Below are 20,799 nucleotides of genomic sequence, written 5' to 3'. Positions count from 1 at the left end.
GCCGCCAAGCCGAAGGAGGATAGGAAGGATGAGAGACAAGAGCTTCGTCAAGCACTACTACATCATGCTTCTTCCGGGTTTCGTCTGGTTATTGCTGATCAATATCGTTCCCATGTTTGGCATCGCAATTGCATTCGAGGACTTCAACCCCGGCCAGGGCTTCTTCAAATCGGATTGGATCGGCTTGGAGAATTTTCAGTATATGTTTTCGTTGAACGACACGCGGCAAATATTTTTTAATACGGTATTCATCGCCGTCATGAAGATTGTCGTCAACCTCATCATCCCCCTCGTATTTGCCATTATGCTGAATGAACTGCGTTTTATGGCGATGAAACGGTGGATTCAGACCATTGTCTACCTGCCTCACTTTCTGTCATGGGTCATTTTGTCCGGCATTTTGCTGGACATCTTCTCCTATACCGGGCCTATTAATGCCTTGTTGAAGGTTTTCGGTATGGACCCCGTGTTGTTTTTTGCCAGGGCGGATCTTTTTCCTTTCCTTGTTGTAGGAAGCGATGCGTGGAAAGAGTTCGGGTTCAATACGATTATTTATTTGGCCGCGCTCACGGGGATCAATCCCTCGCTTTATGAAGCTGCCTCCATCGACGGGGCGTCCCGTTTCCGCCGAATCTGGCACGTAACACTTCCCGGACTTAGAACCACGATTGTACTTCTTGCCGTGTTGAGCCTTGGAAATGTGCTGAACGCAGGGTTTGATCAGATTTTTAACCTTTATAATCCGCTTCTCTATTCGACGGGAGACATCATTGATACTTGGGTGTATCGAGTAGGGTTGCTCAATATGCAGTACGGTCTCGCGACGGCGGTTGGACTATTGAAATCGGTGGTCAGCTTCGTTCTGATCATTGTGTCCTACGCGTTAGCTTCGAAGTTTGCGAATTATCGCATTTTCTGAGGAGGGAGCAAAACCATGATAAGAGATACGACCCTTCGTTCCAGAATATTCGACTGGACTCTCGTGATCGTACTGCTTCTGATCGCTTTCCTATGCGTACTGCCTATATGGTATACGCTGGCCGTTTCTCTGAGCGAGAAGTCGGCGGCGTCAGCGGGTCAGGTTTGGCTATGGCCGGTGGGGTTTAATTTCAATTCGTATAAACAGATTATGAACGACAGCGCTTTCTTCCATTCATTCTGGATCTCGATTGAGCGAGTCGTGCTGGGTGCTTCCATTACGATTGTCATCTCGACAATGATGGCCTACCCGTTGTCTCGCAGCTCCCGAGATTTCCGCTTGAGAAACGTATTTATGTGGATTCTCGTCTTTACGATGCTGTTTAACGGAGGTTTGATCCCGTGGTATATGACGGTAAAGGCGCTGGGGCTGTATAACACAATTTGGGCGCTGGTGCTCGGGGGCGGCGTCCCGGTTTTTAACGTCATTCTGATCGTCAACTACTTTCGTAATCTGCCCAAAGAAATGGATGAAGCGGCTCTTGTCGACGGAGCGGGACCATGGCGGATGCTGTACGCGCTTTACGTTCCGCTCGCTGTTCCGGTGCTCGCAACCGTTGCTTTGTTTACCATCGTATATCATTGGAACGAGTTTTTTCACGGCCTTGTATTGACTTCCGGACAGGACAGATACCCGCTGCAGACATTTATTCAGCAGTTGGTCGTTGTCATCGATGCAGCTAACATGACGGAAGACCAATACAAACGGATGAACGAGATGTCCAATCAGACGCTGAATGCCGCTAAAATCTTCATCGCAATGATTCCTGTGCTCGCGGTTTATCCGTTTCTGCAGCGTTTTTTCATTCATGGAATTACGCTGGGATCGGTGAAGGAATAAAGCCGGCAGAAATACAAGAATAGCAATGCCAAAAACCGGGTCCTGATGGATCCGGTTTTTGGCTTGCCTACACAGGTAGCCGCCATTTTCTTGCCTGAAAGACCTGAACGGAGGACGGGTTCAATATTCTTAAAGATTTCTTGCCGCAAATCTTATGTATTTTAAGCCATCTTAAATATTTGAGATTTCTTTTAGGAGGCTTCGGCCTGTATATTGATCACGTCAGAAGCAATGACAGCGCTTACCGGGAGGCCGCGGCGGTCTCCCCATGTACATCAAAGGAGGAAGCTCACGTGAAGGAAGCGGTTGGGGAAACCCTGTTACCGATGAAGCTAACGGTTTGGCAAAAAATGAAACGGGATTTGACGAAGCACGGCCCCTTGTATATTTTGGCGCTGCCGGGTGTCGTTTTTCTAATTATGTTTTCGTATCTCCCGATGACGGGACTTGTTCTCGTATTTAAGAATTACAACTTTAAAGGCGGGATTTTCGGAAGTCCGTGGGCCGGTTTTGGCAACTTTAAATTTTTTTACTCCAGTTTTGATTTGGCGCTAAGGGCAACGCGGAACACCGTTATGTTAAATGTTCTGTTCTTCGTGTTTACCACGGTTGCGGCGATCGCCATTGCCATTATGCTAAACGAAATGCGCAGCAAAATTACCGTGAAATTAACGCAAAGCGCCATGTTCTTACCGTTTTTTATTTCATGGGTAGTTATCGGGTCCGTTCTGTTTGCGATGCTTGATTTCAAGAACGGCCTGATCAACCGGATGCTCGAACAAATCGGCTTTAGTCCGATCGACTGGTATTCGCATCCTTACTTTTGGATTCCCATATTGGTCATTGCCAACGTGTGGAAAGGGATGGGCTACTCCTCGATCATTTATTTCGCCGTCTTAACGGGCTTTGACATTTCCGTCTACGAGGCGGCGAAAATCGACGGGGCCAGCCGGATGCAGCAAATTTTCAAAATCACGATCCCGCTGCTGAAGCCGACGATTATTATGCTGTTCCTGCTTGCGGTCGGGAATATGCTGAAGGGCGATCTGAGCATGATCATGGGCCTGACCTACCTGAATCCGCTTCTGCTGCCGGTCACGGATATCATCGATGTGTTCGTCTATCGGTCCGCCGTGAAAACGGGCGAATTCGCCTTCGCGTCCGCTATCTCGCTCTATCAATCGGTGGTTGGACTGCTGTTGATCCTGGGAGCCAACAAGCTAGCCGGATGGTACGACAAGGATAGCAAACTTTTCTAGGAGGAAGAATGATGAGCGAAACCATGAGAGATAAAGTCGTGCTGGCAATCATGAAATTTCTGCTGATCGCGCTTGCCGTCGTATGCTTGCTGCCGATTGTATTGGCCGTATCCGCATCGTTCTCAAGCGAGACCGCGATCGCCATGAAAGGTTTCTCGTTATGGCCGAGGGACCCGACCTTTGCCACCTACAAATTCATACTGTCGGATAAGCTGGGGGTTATTGCCAAAGCCTACGGAGTTACCATCTTTGTTACCCTGGTGGGGACCCTGGCTTCGGTCGCCGTAACGACGGCTTTCGCTTATGCGATTTCGGTCAACCATTTCAAAAACGGCAACCGATTGGCGTTTTTCGCCTACTTTACGATCCTGTTCAATGGAGGCATGCTGCCCTGGTACATTTTGACGACCAAATACTATCATTTGAGCGATACGCTGGCGGGGTTATTCGTTCCCTATTTGATGAACGTGTTTTTCATGTACTTGCAGCGGAACTATTTTAAATCGATTCCCGCGGAAATTACCGAATCCGCTCAAATCGACGGGGCGGGATATTTCAAAATCTTCATATCGATCATGCTTCCGCTCTCAAAAGTCAGCATCGTGACCATCTGTTTATTTTACGCCGTCCAATACTGGAACGATTTTTTTCTTCCGCTCATGCTGACGAGCAACAAAGATTTGTACACGCTTCAGTACATGATTTACAACATGCTGTCCAATATCTCTTATTTGGCCACCAGCACGAACAAGAGCATGCTGGCTAACGCCAATCTCGTGCCGCCGCTGGAAACGGCCAAAATGGCGATGACCTGTTTGACGATAGGTCCGATTGTGCTGCTGTTCCCGTTCTTGCAGAAGTATTTCGTCAAAGGCATCTTGATCGGATCCGTAAAAGGCTGATCGTGAGTCCCGCATTGCCGATTTTACTGCTCATCGTCTTTTCGGGCGATAAGTATTAAAATAAAAATTCATACAAGGGGAGACTAAATTTATGGTAAAAAAATTATGCGCTTTTGCATTGTCCATCGCCATGCTGGTTACGCTCGCGGCCTGCGGAGGCGCGAATAACGGCAACGCGTCTTCGGAGGGAGCCTCCGATCTCGCCTCGGGAGCGCCCAAGGACCCCGCCAAATTGAAAATTGTATACTACGGTGAGGAGTCGGGCAGAATGAGCGATTTTGTCGCAAACGAAATCAAAGCGCTCGTCAAAAAAGAACTCAACGCCGAATTGGAGCTGGAATACCTGCCATGGAGCGAATACGGAACCGGCAAAACGGACCTGATGCTGGCTTCCGGCGAAGATTTTGCCTCCTACACCGATATTGACCTGTTGGGCAAAAAGGTCGCAAAAGGGTATTATGCGGACCTAACCCCGTATGTTGACAAGGATGCGCCCGATTTGAAGAAAAATGTGGAAGCGCTCTCGTTCGACTCGTTTAAATCGGACGGCAAGCAGTATGCGATTCCGGTGGGCAACAAGCCGAATGCCGGGGAATTTTATTCCGTTCTCGTCAGACAGGATTTGCTTGAAGAAGTCGGCATGAAAGAGATTACCTCGCTCGCCGACCTTGAGAAGTTCTACGATTTGGCCCACGCCAAACATCCGGACATGATCGGTTTTGCCGAAGCCGGACTGCCTTACGCGCTCAGCTATACGTATTCCGACAAAAACTTGATGTGGCTGGATTCAAGGGTTGTGTCCGATGCTTCCGCAAACGACGACAAGCTCTGGAGCTGGTACGAGTCGCCGGAGTTTAAAGCTTACAGCGAAATTATGCGCAAATGGTACCAGAAAGGGATCATTCCGAAGTATGCGCCGACCAATCCAAATCAGCTGATGGCCGATTGGCAGGCAGGCAAAGCCATGTGGAAAGCCGGAAATGCGCTGATGCCGGTCGAAAGCTATCAAAGCATGGTCAAAGCGGTGCCTAGCGCGAAGCTCGCCAATTACTTTCTGGGGAGAGGAGACCGGCCGCTGATCAGCCGCGGGACGTACAGCACCGCCTACTTTGTATCGGCCAACGCCAAAGACCCGGAACGTTACGTTATGTTCTTCAACCTGCTGCAAAAAAATCAGGAATTATACGATCTTTTCACTTACGGGGTAAAAGACAAGGACTATTCGCTTGACGAGAACGGCCGGGTGGAACGGATCAGCACCGATCTTTTGTTTGACGACTGGATGATGATGAACGTGAACTTCATGCGGTTCAGCAAGGATGTGTCGGATGATTTCATTGAATCGTACAAGCATTGGAACGACGGATCGATCCTGCGCAAAGACATCGGGTTCGTATTCAACGTCGAACCGGTAAAAACGGAAGCGGCGAGAATCAGCGCGGTCGAAACGGAACTGCTGAATCCGATAGGATCCGGTTTTGTAAGCTACGACGAGATGTTCCCTACCGCTTTGAAGAAGTTGAAAGAAGCGGGAATCGACAAGTACATGGCGGAATACCAGAAGCAGTTTTCGGCCTGGTACGCCGAGAAGAATAAGCAATAACCGGAATTATCGGCAAGGGTGACTATGATCATAGTTGCCCTTGTCCATTGCAATCTTGAAGGAGAAGAGGGTGGCGATTATCAGGAACAGAATCATCTTGGCCCTAAACTTGAAAAGCCTGACTACGATGAAAAACCGTTCTTTATTTTACCGGTTTTTTCTCAGTTTGCTGCTGGTTTCGCTCTGCTCCGTCATGATTTTGACCGTCTTCTACTTCTACTGGTTCCAGGCCAAAGCGGTAGCGAGCAGGGAGCAAATCAATAAGCTGACCCTGCTGAATACTGAAAGCGCATTCGCAAGCTATGTTGATTTTGCGCAGAGTTATGCCATGGAATTGTTCAATAATCCCGATATTGAGTCGACCATCCTCTCGGGCGATGCCGAATGGAACGAAAGACTGCAGACCGTACTGGAGCAGATAAATCGCAACCTTCGCACCAATAAATATATCAACGCGGTTTATGTGTTCAATCATGACGGACTGGTTTTTAACGTGGAAAATATGCCGGTAACGGACGATGCGAAATCGAGCATGTTTCGGTACATTGCGCGGACAAGCGTCAAGGATTCCCCCGTGTTTTGGAGCTTGCAGGGCCGGTCGAACGGCGAATATTCCAATACGATGACCGTCTTTTTCAGAGATTATGTCAAAAACCAAAGCTTCGATGGAGCCGTTGCCGTCAACATCGATCTGAATGAGCTGCAGCGGAGAATATTTTCACGGCAGACCGTTGGGCGGCAAAGCATATTTATTCTGGATGGCGGCGGCCATGTCATCATGCAGGGCGGACTTGCGCAGCCCGGGCAAACGGAAGCCGTACGTCTCGCGATGCAAGGCAGGTTATCACCGGATGCAGCGTACCATTCCTTTACGAAGTCGATCGATGCCAACGATTACGCTTTTTCATATACGGCATTGAATGGAGGAAAGTATTATGTTGTGATGCAGGAAGCGTACAACCTCTCCATGAGCGAGCTTATCAAAACAAGAAACGTCATTCTTTCGTTGTGCGCAGCCCTGCTTCTCGTTATAACGGCGGTGTCCATGCTGCTGTCGTATCGGCTCTATCGGCCGATTGGCCATATGTTTCTGAATATCCGCAAGCTGGCGGATCACCTCGCGGATAAGAGCGAGAACGGAAACGAGCTGGAGGCCATGAATGATACGATTGCCGGCGTCGAGCAGCGAATCAACTCGCTTGAACAGGAAATCGACAGCAATACGGTAATCAAGCTGTTGATTTCACCTGCGGACAACGAAGATAAACTGTCCGGCGACCTCCTGGTCAAAAGCGGGACAATCCGTGCCGTCGGGGTCCCGTTCCGTGTGATCACTTTAAGAATCCATCATTATAAAGACTGGATCAAGGGCTGAACGCGGATTCGATTTTATTCCGCATGAATTCCATTTGCACGCTGCTCTGCGACGGTTTTGCGGGAAAGGCGTTTTGCGCCGCTTTGCAGACCACGGAAGGTCACATCGCGCTTGTTGTGAGTGAGCTGGCCGAGGACGCCCCGCTAACCGGCGTGGACTTGCCGGCCGTTTTGTCCGAAGCGCAGAAGACGGTAAAGGAATCCTTCGGGCTCGATATGGCGGGAGGTATCAGTTCGATCACGGACGATGTCCGTCAATTGAAGGCCAAATACAACGAGTCGCTGGAGATGGTTAAATATCGAATCGTGTATGGCAAAGAGGCGATTGTTCACTCGGATATTCTCCGGCAGATGAGCGAAGGAGACATTTCGGAAGCGGTGATCCACGCGGTCGTGGATGCGGCCAAGAAAGGCGATTCTGAACAATATCGGGTCATGCTGGACCATATGTTTGAGGTGAGCCGAGGGTTTGCGATTTCGGGGGTTGTGAAGGGATTTTCCGAGCTGATCGCGGCCATAGAGCGGCTTACGAACGATGTGCTGATCGAAAAAAGCCAGGGCCAACCGCCAAATTTGCTCGATATCTACAACCGCGTGGTCCATTTGGACAGCTATGACGATTTGCGGGACTGGCTTGACCGTTTATTCGCCCAGACCTCCGAAATCATGCTGAACGCAAACGCCAAAAAGACGCTGAACATCATTATGGACGTCATTGAATACGTGAATACCCACTATCAGGACCCGCAATTGTCGGTCCATAATATGGCGGGGAAGCTGGCCATCAGCGTGCCGTATTTCAGTAAGCTGTTCAACGATTACACGGGGAGCAGCTTCCCGGATTATGTCAATAACATCAGGCTGGAACGGGCCATGGAGCTGCTGCTTCACGAAGCCGATCTGGAGATCGGCGAGATCGCCAGCCGGATCGGGTACAACAGCAGCACGTATTTTACAACCTTGTTCAAGAAGAAATACGGCATCACGCCGTCGAAATACCGGTTAACGAATATATTGCGGAAATAAAAAGGGGATAAACGTCATGAAAGTTCATAATCCGGTGATACCGGGCTTTTACCCGGATCCGAGCATTTGCAGGGTAGGAGAGGATTATTACTTGGTGAACAGCTCGTTCGCCTACTCGCCGGGAGTGCCGATCTGGCACAGCAAGGATTTGGCGCATTGGCGGCAGATTGGTTATTGTTTGACGCGCGACAGTCAGCTGCAATTTGACGGATCTGCCGTGTCGGGAGGAGTCTGGGCTCCGACCCTCCGTTATCATGACGGCCGATTCTATATGGTGACGACGAATCAGGACAGCGGCGGACACTTTTACGTCTGGGCGAACGATCCGGCGGGCGAATGGTCGGACCCCGTCTATGTGGACCAGGAAGGCATCGATCCTTCTTTATTTTTTGACGAGGACGGAACCGTTTATTTTACAAGCACCGGCAGCCGGCAGGGGATGGGTATTTATAAAAGCGAGATCGATATCGAAACCGGCCAAAGGCGGAGCGAACCGCGGTTGATATGGACGGGCAGCGGGGGCAAATTTCCCGAGGGGCCGCATTTATACAAAGTAAAGGGCTATTACTATTTGATGTGCGCGGAAGGCGGAACGGAATACGGGCATATGGAGACCATCGCCAGAAGCCGAACGCCGTACGGCCCGTTTGAATCCTGCCCTTACAACCCCATTTTGTCGCACCGGAGCTTGTATCACGAAATCCAGGCAACGGGTCACGCCGATTTGGTGGAGACGCCGGACGGCAGCTGGTGGGCCGTGTTCCTGGGTATTCGGCCGGTGGGTTATCCTTACCGTCACCATCTGGGCAGAGAGACGTTCCTGGCTCCGGTCCGCTGGACCGCAGACGGTTGGCCGATCATAGGGGATAACGGCGTAGTGGGAGTAGAGGTCGAAGTGGAGGCGGAAGTGTTACCTTCGGCGGTATGGGAGGATGAACCTGAAGTCGATCATTTTGAGGAACCCGGTTTGGGCATGTCCTGGAATTTTATTCGCAATGCGAACAAGGTGGAATGGTCTTTGCGGGAGCGGGAAGGAATGCTGGCTTTGCGCGGGTCGGCCGTTGGGCTGAGCGAGAATGGAACGCCGACGTTCATTGGCTGCAGGCAGCGGCATTGGCGTTGCGAAATTTCCACCGGATTGGAATTTAATCCTCTGGAAGGCGATGAAGCGGGACTCGCTGTATTTATGGACGAAAAACACCATTATGCGATCGGTTCAACCAAATTGAACGGCAAATCCGCGATCACGCTTCGGAAACAGGTCGGAAGCATGATGGTCGAGAAGCATTCTCCTCCGTTCGAAGGGTCGGCTGTTGAACTGAGAATCCAGGCCCTGCCGGAAAAGTATATGTTCTATTATCGCGCCGCGGATGCGGATACGGATACGGACACGGATCGGGAGTGGCATTTGCTGGGCGAAGCGGAGACGCATTTGATCTCGACGGAAGTGGCGGGCGGTTTCACCGGCGTCTTCTTCGGGATGTACAATCATTCCGCCCGCGGCACGATTGCTTATTTTGACTGGTTCAGGTATCGGCGGGAGTAGGGCGAGGGGAGAGAGGTTAAATGTTGAAAGCCGCTCGGTGAGCGGCTCAGATTATCGAGAAACCTGCTGTCTTGTTTCCAGAACGGCAGGGTTTCTCTTTTTTAGGGAAGTGACCGTGAGCTTTCTTTATAAGGGGAGGTTCGTACTTTAGGCGGCTGACGCATATAGTTGGCGATATTTTCCTGCAATTATGCAGTTTTTTTCACACTCTACTCTCTTGAACGGACAATACCTGCAAAAATACAGGTATTTACTGAGTTTTTCCTCCGGCAGCGCTGAAAATAAGAAAATAACTGTAAATTCGCAGGAATTTTGAAATTTCGAGCACTTAGGGCAAGAAAAAACTGCAGATTTGCAGGTTTTTCCGTAATCCGTCCGGGCTGGTTCAAATTATTCCCCAATGAGTCCGTTTCGCGCCTCACATTTTACCCCAACGGCCAACCGGCTCAGCACTTTGATGCGTTCAGCTCAGCTTGGAAGAAGCTGCAAGACTGGCGTTGGCCTGCGAATGGCGAAAAAACATTTAAAACAAAGCGTAAAATATCCCGGGTTTTTCGGTAGCCTGAGCAGCTCGGTGAGCGGTTTTTTGTCGTTATAGTTACATATGTATATGAATCAGGACAAAGGCAGCATTCCGGATACTCGGAGCGCGACGCGAATGGTATCAAGTACCGCACATACATCCCGATATGAGTCGATGCATACCCTATGCAAAATAGGCTGTTTCAGTCGCCCGTCTTCCATTTCCTGTGACATAGTTAATACCATAGTTTTACAGCGGCATGCTATTATCCACTTACAGACAGACAGTCGGTCGGTTGATCGAACAACAAGGGGATGTAGTAATGAGAATTGTAAAAGAAGCCGAAGAACGCAGAAACGAAATTCTGGACGCGGCGAATGAGCTGTTTGGCCGAAAGGGCTTTGACGGCACGAGCACCAACGATATTCTCGGCAAGGTCGGAATAGCGCGGGGGACGCTGTATCACCACTTCAAGTCGAAGGAGGATATTATGGACGCGCTGATCGAACGGTACAGCGCCCATATTTTGGGGGCCGCACGGGAGATTGCCGCAGACCACAGCGTCCCTGTCGTCGAACGCATTCTCCGCGTGGTCATGGCGCTGAACATCAGCAGCGGAAATGAGGCAAGCGGCAAAGAAATCATGGATCATATCCACAAGCCGCAAAACGCGCTGATGCATCAGAAAATCCAAAAGGTCATTGTGAGTGGCGTTCCGCCGATCCTGACGCCAATCATCCACGAGGGCATTGAGCTTGGCATGTTCAGCACGCCGTACCCTTTTGAATGCATGGAAATGGTCGTGATCTATGCGAATACCGTCTTTGACGGCGATATGGTTGAACTGACGGACGAGGAGCGCTTCTCACGCATTCTGGCGTTTATTGAGAACGTGGAGAGGCTGCTGGGCGCTGAAAAGGGGAGTCTGATGAGCGTGATGCAAATGTTTGGTCACGAAGATGATACCGGCCATGAATCATGACCCGGGCAAATCCTTCGGGAAATTTACGCTTCTGTGGAGCGGGCAGCTGGTTTCGGCGATCGGAAGCGGGCTTACGTCGTTTGGACTTGGCGTTTACGTGTTCGAGCAGACGGGAAAGGCATCGGCCATGGCGCTGGTCACTTTGCTGGCGTTTATGCCGTCGCTATTGTTAAGCCCCGTGGCGGGAGTGCTTGCGGACCGCTATGACCGCCGGCTCCTCATGGTGCTTGGCGACAGCCTTTCCGCGACGGGGCTTCTGTTCATTCTGGCTTGCCTGCTTCGCGGAGAAGCGCAGCTATGGCAGATTTGCGCGGGAGTTGCGATCAGCTCGGTGTTTGCGTCGCTGCTCGATCCGGCGTACAAGGCTACGGTGACGGATCTGCTCACCGAGGAGCAGTACACGAAGGCAAGCGGCTTGGTGCAGGTGGCGGGATCGGCAAAATATTTGGTTTCGCCCGTCATCGCGGGATTTCTGCTCGTTGTTTCCGACGTGAAGCTGCTGCTGATCATCGATATTTGCACTTTTGGCGTAACCGTTGCCTCAACGCTGGCCGTACGCGGCGGTTTGGCTTCCAAGAAAGTTGAGCGACAGGCAAACTCAAGCTCGTTTATCCGCGAATTCAAATCCGGCTGGAGTGCGGTTTCCGAGAACCGGGGCGTGCTTGTTCTTGTGATCATGACGTCGGTTATGACCTTTTTCCTCGGATTCATCCAAACCCTTTCCATGCCGATGATCCTTGCCTTCTCGGACAGCGCCGCAGTAGGAACGCTCGAAACCGTTGTCGCTTCGGGGATGCTTGTTACGAGTGTGCTGATAGGAATGCTTCCGATCAAAAAAGACTTTGTCAAAATTCTCTCGCTGTCGCTTTTCTTGGCAGGCCTATTCATGGCGGTATTCGGGCTTCGCGAAAATATCATGCTTCTCGGTGTTTCGGGATTTCTCTTCTTTGCCACGATCCCGTTTGCCAACACAACCCTGGATTATCTGGTTCGTACCAACATCGACAATCCCGTTCAGGGCAGGGCATGGTCGCTGTTTGGAGTCGTCTCGCAGTTAGGCTATGTTGCCGCTTATCTGCTGTCGGGCGTGCTTGCGGATTACGTTTTCACTCCTTTGCTGGTGGAAGGCGGCGCGCTGGCGGGCAGCGTGGGCAAGATCATCGGCACGGGCAGCGGCCGGGGAACGGGCTTTCTCATCATCATCGCCGGAATCCTGTTAAGCGCCGCCGCCGTCATTTTGTATAATCTCAGATCGGTGAAGCGGCTTGAAAGAGAGGTGACCTATGTATTACAGAATCATTCGCAATGATATCGCAAAAAGCAAACTCATCTCACTCACAACCATGATATTCGTCGCCGCGGCGGCGATGCTGGTTTCCCTGTCGGCCATCCTCGTCGTCAATCTGACGGGCGCGATCGATACGCTGATGACGCAAGCGAAAACACCGCATTATATGCAGATGCATTCCGGCGAAATGGATACAGCGCGGCTCGCGGCTTTTGCGGAGCGGAACGACAAGGTCGATCAGTATCAGGTGCTTGATTTTCTCAATGTCGATGGCGCGCGGATGGTTATTAACGGAGAATCGCTGGCGGACAATGTGCAGGACAACGGCTTCAGCACGCAGAGCGATAAATTCGATTATCTGCTTGACCTTGACGGGAACAGGATCACGGTGTCCGACGGGGAGGTTTATGTTCCGGTCGGTTATATGAAAGACGGCACCGCAAAGGTCGGCGATACGCTTACGGTTGGCGGAAAGAAATTAACCGTCGCCGGATTTCTCCGGGATTCTCAGATGAATTCGCTGCTCGCCTCGTCCAAAAGATTCCTGATCAGCCCGCATGATTATGCGGAAATCAAGGACACGGGAAGCGTCGAATATCTGATCGAGTTCCGGTTAAAAGACGCATCCATGCTCGGGGTCTTTAAAAACGACTATACCTCCGCAGGGCTTGAAGCCAACGGCCCCACGATAACCTACCCCCTGTTCAGAATGCTGAACGCCATTTCCGACGGTCTTATGATCGCCGTCATCCTTCTGATCAGCGCGCTTGTTGTTGCCATCGCCTTCATGTGCATCCGCTTTACGCTCCTTGCGAAGATCGAGAGCGATTACCGCGAAATCGGCGTGATGAAAGCCATCGGCTTGCGCGTTTCCGACATCAAAAAGATGTATCTCGCCAAGTACGCGGGAATTGCGGCGGTGGGCTGCGTGCTTGGGTTTGCGCTATCTTTTGCGTTCCGAGGCCTGCTGCTTGAAAATATTCGGCTGTATATGGGGGGGAGCGATCATCCTTCATTAGCTTTGCTGTTCGGAATCATCGGCATGCTGCTTGTTTTCCTTGCCGTGGTTGCTTACGTCAACCGAGTGCTGAAACGCTTCCGGAAGATTTCCGCGGCAGAAGCCATTCGCTTCGGCATTTCGCAGGATAAATCCGCGAGTTCCCGGCATTTCTCGCTGAGCCGAAACAGGCTGTTTAGCACGAATATTTTTCTTGGCGTCAAAGACGTTCTCGCCAGGAAAAGCCTTTATGCCACCATGCTGGCCGTGCTTGTGATTTCCGCCTTTATCATGATTGTGCCGCAGAACCTGTACAACACGATTTCCGCCAAAAGCTTCATCACCTATATGGGGATCGGGAACAGCGATATGCGCCTCGACATTCAGCAGACCGATCATATTGCCGACAAGGCGGCGGATGTCGCGAAGACCATGGAGAGCGACCCGTCCATATCGAAATATGCCGTGCTCACCACGGAAACGTTCAAAGCCAGGAAGACGGACGGTACGGAGGAAAATCTGAAAATCGAGCTTGGCGACCATTCCGTTTTCCCCGTGGAATATTCCAAAGGAAACAGACCGTCCGGGGAGAACGAAATCGCGCTGTCGGCGATGAACGCGGGCGAGCTGGGCAAAAAGGTCGGCGACGTCATGACGCTGCTGATGGACGGGGAGGCAAGGGATCTCACGGTGTCCGGCATTTATTCGGACATCACCAATGGGGGAAAGACGGCAAAGGCCGCTTTTACCAGTCATTCGCCTGAAGTGATGTGGTCGGTCATTTATGCGGAGCTCGCGGAAAAAACGCGGGTCGACGGCAAGGTTTTGGAATATGCGAAGCGGTTTGATTATGCCAAGGTTGCGGACATTGACGAGGTTATCGCCCAGACCTTCGGCTCGACCATTAACTCCGTCGGAAGGGCTTCCCACGTCGCCATTGTCGTTGTGCTGATGATCAATGTCCTGATTACGCTGCTGTTCATGAAAATGCTTGCGGCCAAAGACAGATATTCCATAGCCGTCATGAAATCGCTCGGGTTTACGAACTCGGATATCAGGACGCAGTATTTTGCCCGTTCGGGCTTGGTGCTTCTGGTGGGCCTGGTTCTCGGCACGCTGCTGGCCAACACAGTCGGAGAAATGCTGACGGGCGCGCTGATTTCCTCGTTTGGGGCCTCGTCGTTCAAGTTTGTCGTTAATCCGCTTTTGGCGTATGTGCTTTGTCCGCTGATGATGATCGGCTCGGTACTGATCGCAACGGTGATCGGCACGGCGGGCACGGGGCAAATCCAAATATCCGAGAATTTGAAGGAGTAGGTGAGGCATATGAAGAAGCTGATGATCGGCGAAAATATCGCAAAACATTACGGCCTCGGCGATGAGAGGCGCCCTGTGCTTGACGGCGTATCCGTTGAGATCAACGAAGGCGAGTTCGTTTCGGTGATGGGGCCCTCGGGCTCGGGGAAGTCTACGCTGATGTTTGCGTTGAGCGGGATGGACGGCATTGACGGCGGGCAGGTCACTTTTGACGGCAGGGAATTGTCGGGGCTCCGTGAAAATGAGCTAGCCGACCTGCGCAGAACGCAAATGGGCTTTGTTTTTCAGCAGCCGACAATGATGAAGAATCTGAACCTCCTGGATAACATCCTCCTTCCGTCCCTGCGCGACAACCGCAAAAACGCCGCGGCAATCACGGCAAAGGCCAGAGCGCTGATGAACAAGACGGGCATCGCGGAGCTGGAACGGCGGGATATCACCCAGGTTTCGGGCGGACAGCTGCAGCGTGCGGGAATCTGCCGCGCCTTGCTCAGCGATCCGAAGATCATTTTTGCCGACGAGCCAACCGGTGCGCTGAACTCGAAGTCCGCCGAGGAAATCATGGACCTGTTCGCTCAAATCAACGCCGAAGGCACCGCCGTAATGCTGGTCACCCATGACGCCAAAATCGCCGTGAAGACAGAACGCATCATGTTCATGCGCGACGGAAAAATCGTAAGCGAAATGCGGCTCCCGAAATTCAACGGTACAGATACGGACGACAGAATGGCAAAAGTGACGGCGAAAATGCGAGAGATCGGGATTTAATTGACGAATCCTGCGTTTCGTACTAACTTGGAGGTAGGAATCTCCAAATTTGGGCCAAAGCATGGTCATTTCAAGAAAGACAAGAGGCGGCCCCCTTTTCTAAGGGGAGAACCGCCTTTTTTTTGCGTGGATCGGAAGCTGCAAGAACTCTATTACAAAAATGATAGGAGCAAGAAACATGAATGAAGAGCTGGTCAAAAAACTTATCGCTTTTCGAGAGGAGCGCAACTGGGGACAGTTCCACAACCCGAAGGATTTAGCAATCTCCCTCAGCCTGGAGGCCTCCGAGCTGCTCGAGAACTTCCAATGGAAATCGTCCGAAGACGCCGTCTCCCAAAAAAGATCCGCCATCGCCGACGAACTGGCCGACGTATTGATCTACGCCTACTACTTGGCCCTGTCCATGGACTTCGATATCGAAACTATCATCCAGGATAAAATGCAAAGAAACGCGGCTAAGTATCCCCCGGAGAAGTCCTTTGGTAAGATGACGAAATATACGGAGTTATAGGGAGAGGGCAACGTGTTACGGCAGCAATGCTTTGCAGTTTCGGGAGACGGTGGACTGGAATCAAATTACTGTAGAGATTGAGGAAGCTTTTATTAAGCGGATGGGAATGAGGGCCCGGACGAGAAAAGAGCCTGGAACAACTCTATGCAGTTCATGGAGCGGGTCATTCGCAATTCCAATATTGCCGACGATTGCGGCGTCATGATTGAATACAACATACCGTCGACGAGCAAACGCATCGATTTTATCGTGGCGGGTCGAAATACGGACGGTCGGGATATAAGAAAGAAACGAGAAAAACTGAGAAAATAAAAAATAAAGAGCCCAAAAGAGACTCTAATGGATTTTAATTTATTTAATTACCTTTATGGAACTTTTTTTACAAATATCACGCACCTTTCTGAATTCAGAAAGATGCTTTTCTAGATTTTCAATTAAGAGGTCAAGCTGCCTTTGAAAGTCTACTCTATTATCGAGAGTAATACGCTCATGTGAAAAGATAGTTTCTAGTGGTATTGGACGAAATGAGGGAATTCTGGATATTAGTTCTTGAACCTTCTGTTCAATGGGCGTAATCTCAAACGTTTTTAACTCTTCTTGCTTTGTTTGGGAATCGACAAGTTTTAGCTCCTCAATAGGCTTTTGGGGTCGTTGCTTTTTTTCATTGTACACCGACCAAGATCGAAGTAACTCATCGCCATTATTTTTAATAAGATTATTCTTGGTTTCATTTGAAATTTCAGTGTCTTTAAACATGATTGCTATTCTCTTAACATCTTTTGGAGGCATTTGTGAGTGGGCTACTTTCATAGCTAAAGCATCGCGAAATTCATAGTCTACATCTTTTAAAGGAATTAATTGATCCTCTGTTAGTCTGTTTAGGACGGTTTCTTTTCCGCTTTTTATTAGGAAACGCACATCTTTACCGAATTTTAAGAGTTCTAATTTTGTACGAATATAAGTTTCGGTTTTTCCAAGCTTAGTTGACAGAAACATTGTGGAGATTTTATATTCCTCATTCAAAAGTTTATGGAAGGCTTCAGCTTCTTCGACAGGTGAAAAACTTTCTCGTTGTATATTTTCTGCAAGTTGCTCTAAATAAATATTTAGTTCGTTTGTCTCTTCGGAGATAATACACGGTATATCTTTTAAAGATAATTGACAGAACGCTTTAAATCTTCTGTTACCAAAAATAATTTTATATCTGCCATTTTCTAAGGCCCTAACTTTTATAGGATTTAAAAGTCCGATTTCCTTGATATTGTTAGCCAATTCGACCAAGCTATCATCGTCAAAGTTATACCTAGGTTGATCTAAATCTTCATCGATTAAGTCAATAGGTAGATTTTTAACTAACACTAGTACCTACTCCTTATTGTTCAGATGTGTTATCAAAATCAAAACTTAGTTGTTCATGGTCTCTGGTAGACTTTCTTGCATTTAATCCTCCGAATTTATACTTTTCTGCTGTTTCAGCCATACCATTCGCACGATTTTTAAAAGTGGTGGAAACGTCTTCGAATTCATATTGGTACTCAGGAATAAAATATCCCTTTCCTATATTAGCAAGGTACTCTAAGTCAGGGTGCTTCTTTAGTTTTTTAATTTGATATCGTAGTGCATTTTTTTCTTTGAGAGTATCTACGGAAAAGCCGATATGACGACCAATCCGGTGAAGAGGCCAAGGGTCATCGCCTCTTCTAGCTTTGAGTAATTCAAATAAACTTAACTTCTGATCAGGACTCAACATAAAAACCCCTCCTAAAATGATCCCCCTCCATACTTAAGTAGCAATGGTGTGGGATCTTTGAGGGGTTTATTTACTTATATTTTATCTTATTTCTGCATTAAATGCCAAAGTTTTTAAGTAGGAAGTTTCAATTTCATTGGTAGGGTATTAAAATTCGAGGAAATCAAATAGTATGGGTGAAATTAAAAGAGGAATTTCATTGTAAGTTTGATAGATCATCGCGACGATGCGATATTAATATTTTAATTTGCTTAGGTTTTTGAATTTCAAGATTATTTTCACTCAGTAATATAGATGAAATATTTAATTTGAAAATACTCTGAGGTCTTGCAGGAAAATACTTGAATATGAAGAATTGAGTAGAATAATTATTGTACTAGGGGATATCTGTTATGGGCGAAAATAAAAGTAATCCAGAGGAAGAGTATATTTCAAAAGATAGTCCTTCACAACCCCAAGAGATTTTCGATACAGAAGCGGATAAGAAAAGCCTAGGAGAGGAGTCTAATTCAAAAAAAAATAAAGAAGCTTTTTTGAACTATGCGTATAAAGACACAGAACTTATAATCGGTCTCGTAGGTGCTGTTGGTACAAAACATAACAGAATAGTGGAAATTATAACGGAGAGATTGCGAGCATATAAATATAATGTTGTTTCCATAAGCGTTTCAAGAGACGTGATAATGAAGATATATAATGTTCCTAAATTTAAATCTGAGTTTGATCGTATAAAGACTCAAATGGATCTAGGTAATCGAGCTAGGAAAGAATTGGGAGACAATTCAATACTTGCTCTCGGAGTAGCCGCTGAAATTGCAAGTCGACGTAAATCTGAGAGACCTGCCCCGCGAACTTGTTACATAATACGCTCTCTTAAACATCCAAAAGAGGTGGAGTTACTGAGAGAGATATATTCAGATGGTTTTTTCCTGTTTGGAATACACTCAGATGAAGAAAGTCGATTGTATAACTTAACAGAAAATCTTAGAATTTCTGAAGAAAAAGCTTTGGAACTAATTGAGAGAGATGTAAGCGAGGAAGAAGGTCACGGACAACATACACGAGATACATTTCAGATGGCTGATTTCTTTGTCCATCTTGACCGTGATCACGACCAGGTAGAAAAAAGTATTTGGAGAATATTAGATCTACTATTTGGTCACCCATTTATGACACCAACCTTTGAGGAATATGCAATGTTTATGGCTTTTTCTACTGCATTAAGATCAGCGGATCTTTCGAGGCAAGTAGGTGCTGTAATTGCTAAGAACAATGAAATAATTGCTTCTGGTGCTAATGACGCACCAAAAGCAGGTGGTGGATTATATTGGCCAATTTTTGATAATAAATCAAATTCAATCATAGATTATCCTGACGGTAGAGATTATACTAGAAAAATAGATTCAAATAAGCAAGAACAGACAAAAATGATAGAAAAAATAGTCGAATTACTAGATCTTTCACAGGAGGATAAAGAAAAACTTAGAAATAGCCCTATTAGTGATATTACTGAGTATGGTAGAGTGGTTCATGCCGAAATGGAGGCTCTTTTGATGTGTGCTCGAAATGGGCTTTCTACACGCGGTGCAACTCTGTATGGAACAACTTTTCCATGTCATAATTGTGCTAAACACATCATTGCTGCAGGGTTGGAAAGAGTTGTATATATCGAACCATATCCTAAGAGTAAGGCTTTTCAGTTTCATACAGATTCAATAGTTCCTTTTTCTATGAGACAGGAAAACGTAAAGAATAAAGTAATATTTCAACCTTTTGTTGGAATAGGACCAAGACGATTCTTTGAACTTTTTTCGATGTCGATCAATTCAGGAATTAATAAAAAACGTAAGAATAAACTAGGTGAAACATTACCTTGGGTTCCCGAGGCTTCAAACTCTAGAATGCAGTTGTTGCCATATTCATATTTGGAAAAAGAAATGGTGGCTACAGCTGTATATCAAGAAAAATGGGGGAAAGCAAATGACTGAAGTAAAAATTGCGAAGAGTATGGAAGTGTCGGTGCTATCGATGGATTTATTTAATAGCAGTAAACCTGAAGGTGAACAATATGAATTGGCTAAAAGCACCATAGCTAAGTGGCCAGACTGGAAAAAGGAAATATTTAATAGACTGATTCAAATAACAACCTAAAATGTAAACTTGAAATCGTTAATGAAGGGCTAATTGTACATTTCCCGTACAAAGGCCCTTTTTATCGTTCTTGGCATAAAAATAATGAGATTTTGAATTGAAGATTACTATGGTGAACTTCAGTTAATCTCCTTCATCTCCATCCTCCAAAGAACATTCCGAGTGACCTTCTACGCAATTTCTTCAGTACTTCTACCACTTATCAACTTCATATGCTAATCAAGCAAACTTTGCTTATCCAAAACCTCTTCCGGTTGAAATAATTCCCTTCGGGAAAACTGCAACGATTTCCCCCAATGTCTCCAAGGAAATATTCCGATCCCTACGCTCCACACCGCCTATGTAACTGTAGTGAAGCAATGCCGCTTCAGCAAGTTGCTCTTAGGTCCAGCTTTTCTTTTTTCTATATTCTTGGATTCGTTTTCTAACGATTTCTGGTAATTTTATATGCCGATTTAACATTGCTATAGGTACTGAGTTAGAATTCATAACAAAATAGCCTTTTCCCCCGGAAAAGGCTATTTAAACGCCCTCAAAACCTCCTGATTCACTCTGCGCAAAATCTCGATCTGCTCCTCGGTTAATCCCTCCGTACTTGCGATAAACTGATCCGTTGCTTCCCATCGCACCGATTCTTCTTTAACCTGCTCAGCGCTGAAATAAGCAACTTCATGCAGTGAGACTTTTAACGCCACTAGTACCTTCTCCAAAGTATCGATGGAAAAGTTTCGTTCTCCCCGTTCCATGGAGCCGATGTATCTATAGTCCAAGCCGGACATGTCCGCCAAGTTTTGTTGGGTGAGACCTTTAGCATTTCGGATTGCTCGGATTCGATTCCCTAGGAAATTGCGTAATTCTGCCATTTCATCACCTCAATAATAGCTTAGGTGACTCTCAAAATATTATGCAGGGCATTAAATATAGTTTTTCTTGTTTTAATTACTACTTATATATAGTATAATGAAGTCAAAAGTGGGCATATG

General features: G+C 47.8%; 19 protein-coding genes. 15 read left to right on the top strand and 4 right to left on the bottom strand.

The annotated features are described in order from the left end of the window. Nucleotides 1-28: 28 nt before the first annotated feature. From ACI48K_RS18310 to ACI48K_RS18250, 13 genes are all read left to right on the top strand, one after another. On the top strand, nt 29-919 hold the full coding sequence (locus tag ACI48K_RS18310) for an ABC transporter permease (RefSeq protein ID WP_475029060.1): 891 nt from the start codon (nt 29-31) through the stop codon (nt 917-919). A gap of 15 nt (nt 920-934) precedes the next feature. Further along, nucleotides 935-1,819, top strand: coding sequence for a carbohydrate ABC transporter permease (locus ACI48K_RS18305; protein WP_475029059.1), 885 nt, complete (start codon nt 935-937; stop codon nt 1,817-1,819). Nucleotides 1,820-2,112: 293 nt separating this feature from the next. Beyond that, nucleotides 2,113-3,078, top strand: coding sequence for an ABC transporter permease (locus tag ACI48K_RS18300; RefSeq protein WP_475029058.1), 966 nt, complete (start codon nt 2,113-2,115; stop codon nt 3,076-3,078). 11 nt (nt 3,079-3,089) lie between these two features. Then, nucleotides 3,090-3,980 carry a carbohydrate ABC transporter permease gene (locus ACI48K_RS18295; RefSeq protein WP_475029057.1) on the top strand — a complete coding sequence of 297 codons (891 nt, stop codon included), beginning with the start codon at nt 3,090-3,092 and terminating at the stop codon, nt 3,978-3,980. Nucleotides 3,981-4,071: 91 nt separating this feature from the next. Beyond that, nucleotides 4,072-5,583: a DUF3502 domain-containing protein gene (locus ACI48K_RS18290; RefSeq protein WP_475029056.1), complete on the top strand. Its 1,512-nt coding sequence runs from the start codon at nt 4,072-4,074 to the stop codon at nt 5,581-5,583. Between the two features lie 70 nt (nt 5,584-5,653). Next, on the top strand, nt 5,654-6,958 hold the full coding sequence (locus ACI48K_RS18285) for a cache domain-containing protein (RefSeq protein WP_475029055.1): 1,305 nt from the start codon (nt 5,654-5,656) through the stop codon (nt 6,956-6,958). 23 nt (nt 6,959-6,981) lie between these two features. Next, a complete protein-coding gene (locus ACI48K_RS18280) occupies nt 6,982-7,983 on the top strand; it encodes a helix-turn-helix transcriptional regulator (protein ID WP_475029054.1) in 1,002 nt (333 codons plus the stop codon). 16 nt (nt 7,984-7,999) lie between these two features. After that, a complete protein-coding gene (locus tag ACI48K_RS18275) occupies nt 8,000-9,529 on the top strand; it encodes a glycoside hydrolase family 43 protein (RefSeq protein ID WP_475029053.1) in 1,530 nt (509 codons plus the stop codon). Nucleotides 9,530-10,374: 845 nt separating this feature from the next. Beyond that, nucleotides 10,375-11,034 (top strand): TetR/AcrR family transcriptional regulator, encoded by a 660-nt coding sequence (locus ACI48K_RS18270; RefSeq protein ID WP_475029052.1) that lies wholly within the window; start codon nt 10,375-10,377, stop codon nt 11,032-11,034. Continuing rightward, complete coding sequence (locus tag ACI48K_RS18265) at nt 11,024-12,343, top strand: MFS transporter (RefSeq protein WP_475029051.1); 1,320 nt, start codon at nt 11,024-11,026, stop codon at nt 12,341-12,343. Before ACI48K_RS18270 ends, ACI48K_RS18265 begins: the two co-directional genes overlap by 11 nt. Continuing rightward, on the top strand, nt 12,318-14,636 hold the full coding sequence (locus ACI48K_RS18260) for an ABC transporter permease (protein WP_475029050.1): 2,319 nt from the start codon (nt 12,318-12,320) through the stop codon (nt 14,634-14,636). Before ACI48K_RS18265 ends, ACI48K_RS18260 begins: the two co-directional genes overlap by 26 nt. A 9-nt stretch (nt 14,637-14,645) precedes the next feature. After that, nucleotides 14,646-15,404 (top strand): ABC transporter ATP-binding protein, encoded by a 759-nt coding sequence (locus ACI48K_RS18255; protein ID WP_475029049.1) that lies wholly within the window; start codon nt 14,646-14,648, stop codon nt 15,402-15,404. A gap of 178 nt (nt 15,405-15,582) precedes the next feature. Further along, nucleotides 15,583-15,915, top strand: a complete 333-nt coding sequence (locus ACI48K_RS18250) for a nucleotide pyrophosphohydrolase (RefSeq protein ID WP_475029048.1) — start codon at nt 15,583-15,585, stop codon at nt 15,913-15,915. A 351-nt stretch (nt 15,916-16,266) separates the two neighbouring features. Here the strand turns inward: ACI48K_RS18250 and ACI48K_RS18245 are convergent, their stop codons facing one another. Next, nucleotides 16,267-17,274 (bottom strand): ParB/RepB/Spo0J family partition protein, encoded by a 1,008-nt coding sequence (locus tag ACI48K_RS18245; protein ID WP_475029047.1) that lies wholly within the window; start codon nt 17,272-17,274, stop codon nt 16,267-16,269. 13 nt (nt 17,275-17,287) lie between these two features. Further along, complete coding sequence (locus ACI48K_RS18240) at nt 17,288-17,665, bottom strand: hypothetical protein (RefSeq protein ID WP_475029046.1); 378 nt, start codon at nt 17,663-17,665, stop codon at nt 17,288-17,290. A 392-nt stretch (nt 17,666-18,057) separates the two neighbouring features. Here ACI48K_RS18240 and ACI48K_RS18235 point away from each other — a divergent pair, with 392 nt between their 5' ends. Together ACI48K_RS18235 and ACI48K_RS18230 are read left to right on the top strand one after the other, a co-directional pair. Continuing rightward, entirely contained in the window at nt 18,058-19,653 is a 1,596-nt protein-coding gene (locus ACI48K_RS18235) for an anti-phage dCTP deaminase (protein WP_475029045.1), read from the top strand. Then, nucleotides 19,646-19,816, top strand: a complete 171-nt coding sequence (locus ACI48K_RS18230) for a hypothetical protein (protein WP_475029044.1) — start codon at nt 19,646-19,648, stop codon at nt 19,814-19,816. The genes ACI48K_RS18235 and ACI48K_RS18230 overlap by 8 nt, the downstream gene beginning before the upstream one ends. Before the next feature lie 234 nt (nt 19,817-20,050). Here the strand turns inward: ACI48K_RS18230 and ACI48K_RS18225 are convergent, their stop codons facing one another. Together ACI48K_RS18225 and ACI48K_RS18220 are read right to left on the bottom strand one after the other, a co-directional pair. Beyond that, on the bottom strand, nt 20,051-20,149 hold the full coding sequence (locus ACI48K_RS18225) for a hypothetical protein (RefSeq protein ID WP_475029043.1): 99 nt from the start codon (nt 20,147-20,149) through the stop codon (nt 20,051-20,053). A gap of 185 nt (nt 20,150-20,334) precedes the next feature. After that, on the bottom strand, nt 20,335-20,679 hold the full coding sequence (locus ACI48K_RS18220) for a helix-turn-helix domain-containing protein (protein ID WP_475029042.1): 345 nt from the start codon (nt 20,677-20,679) through the stop codon (nt 20,335-20,337). Between the last annotated feature and the right edge of the window lie 120 nt (nt 20,680-20,799).

The organism is Paenibacillus terrisolis (assembly GCF_056171975.1).
Note: the sequence above shows the minus strand (reverse complement) of the source record. Positions and strands in the feature narration are given on the sequence as shown.

What these genes read in the sequence shown, in the direction of transcription:
- ACI48K_RS18310 (WP_475029060.1), top strand. Translation starts at nt 29, where the DNA reads ATGAGAGACAAGAGCTTCGTCAAGCACTACTACATCATGCTTCTTCCG.
- ACI48K_RS18305 (WP_475029059.1), top strand. Translation starts at nt 935, where the DNA reads ATGATAAGAGATACGACCCTTCGTTCCAGAATATTCGACTGGACTCTC.
- ACI48K_RS18295 (WP_475029057.1), top strand. Translation starts at nt 3,090, where the DNA reads ATGAGCGAAACCATGAGAGATAAAGTCGTGCTGGCAATCATGAAATTT.
- ACI48K_RS18290 (WP_475029056.1), top strand. Translation starts at nt 4,072, where the DNA reads ATGGTAAAAAAATTATGCGCTTTTGCATTGTCCATCGCCATGCTGGTT.
- ACI48K_RS18280 (WP_475029054.1), top strand. Translation starts at nt 6,982, where the DNA reads ATGAATTCCATTTGCACGCTGCTCTGCGACGGTTTTGCGGGAAAGGCG.
- ACI48K_RS18275 (WP_475029053.1), top strand. Translation starts at nt 8,000, where the DNA reads ATGAAAGTTCATAATCCGGTGATACCGGGCTTTTACCCGGATCCGAGC.
- ACI48K_RS18270 (WP_475029052.1), top strand. Translation starts at nt 10,375, where the DNA reads ATGAGAATTGTAAAAGAAGCCGAAGAACGCAGAAACGAAATTCTGGAC.
- ACI48K_RS18265 (WP_475029051.1), top strand. Translation starts at nt 11,024, where the DNA reads ATGAATCATGACCCGGGCAAATCCTTCGGGAAATTTACGCTTCTGTGG.
- ACI48K_RS18260 (WP_475029050.1), top strand. Translation starts at nt 12,318, where the DNA reads ATGTATTACAGAATCATTCGCAATGATATCGCAAAAAGCAAACTCATC.
- ACI48K_RS18255 (WP_475029049.1), top strand. Translation starts at nt 14,646, where the DNA reads ATGAAGAAGCTGATGATCGGCGAAAATATCGCAAAACATTACGGCCTC.
- ACI48K_RS18250 (WP_475029048.1), top strand. Translation starts at nt 15,583, where the DNA reads ATGAATGAAGAGCTGGTCAAAAAACTTATCGCTTTTCGAGAGGAGCGC.
- ACI48K_RS18240 (WP_475029046.1), bottom strand. Translation starts at nt 17,665, where the DNA reads ATGTTGAGTCCTGATCAGAAGTTAAGTTTATTTGAATTACTCAAAGCT.
- ACI48K_RS18235 (WP_475029045.1), top strand. Translation starts at nt 18,058, where the DNA reads ATGGGCGAAAATAAAAGTAATCCAGAGGAAGAGTATATTTCAAAAGAT.
- ACI48K_RS18230 (WP_475029044.1), top strand. Translation starts at nt 19,646, where the DNA reads ATGACTGAAGTAAAAATTGCGAAGAGTATGGAAGTGTCGGTGCTATCG.
- ACI48K_RS18220 (WP_475029042.1), bottom strand. Translation starts at nt 20,679, where the DNA reads ATGGCAGAATTACGCAATTTCCTAGGGAATCGAATCCGAGCAATCCGA.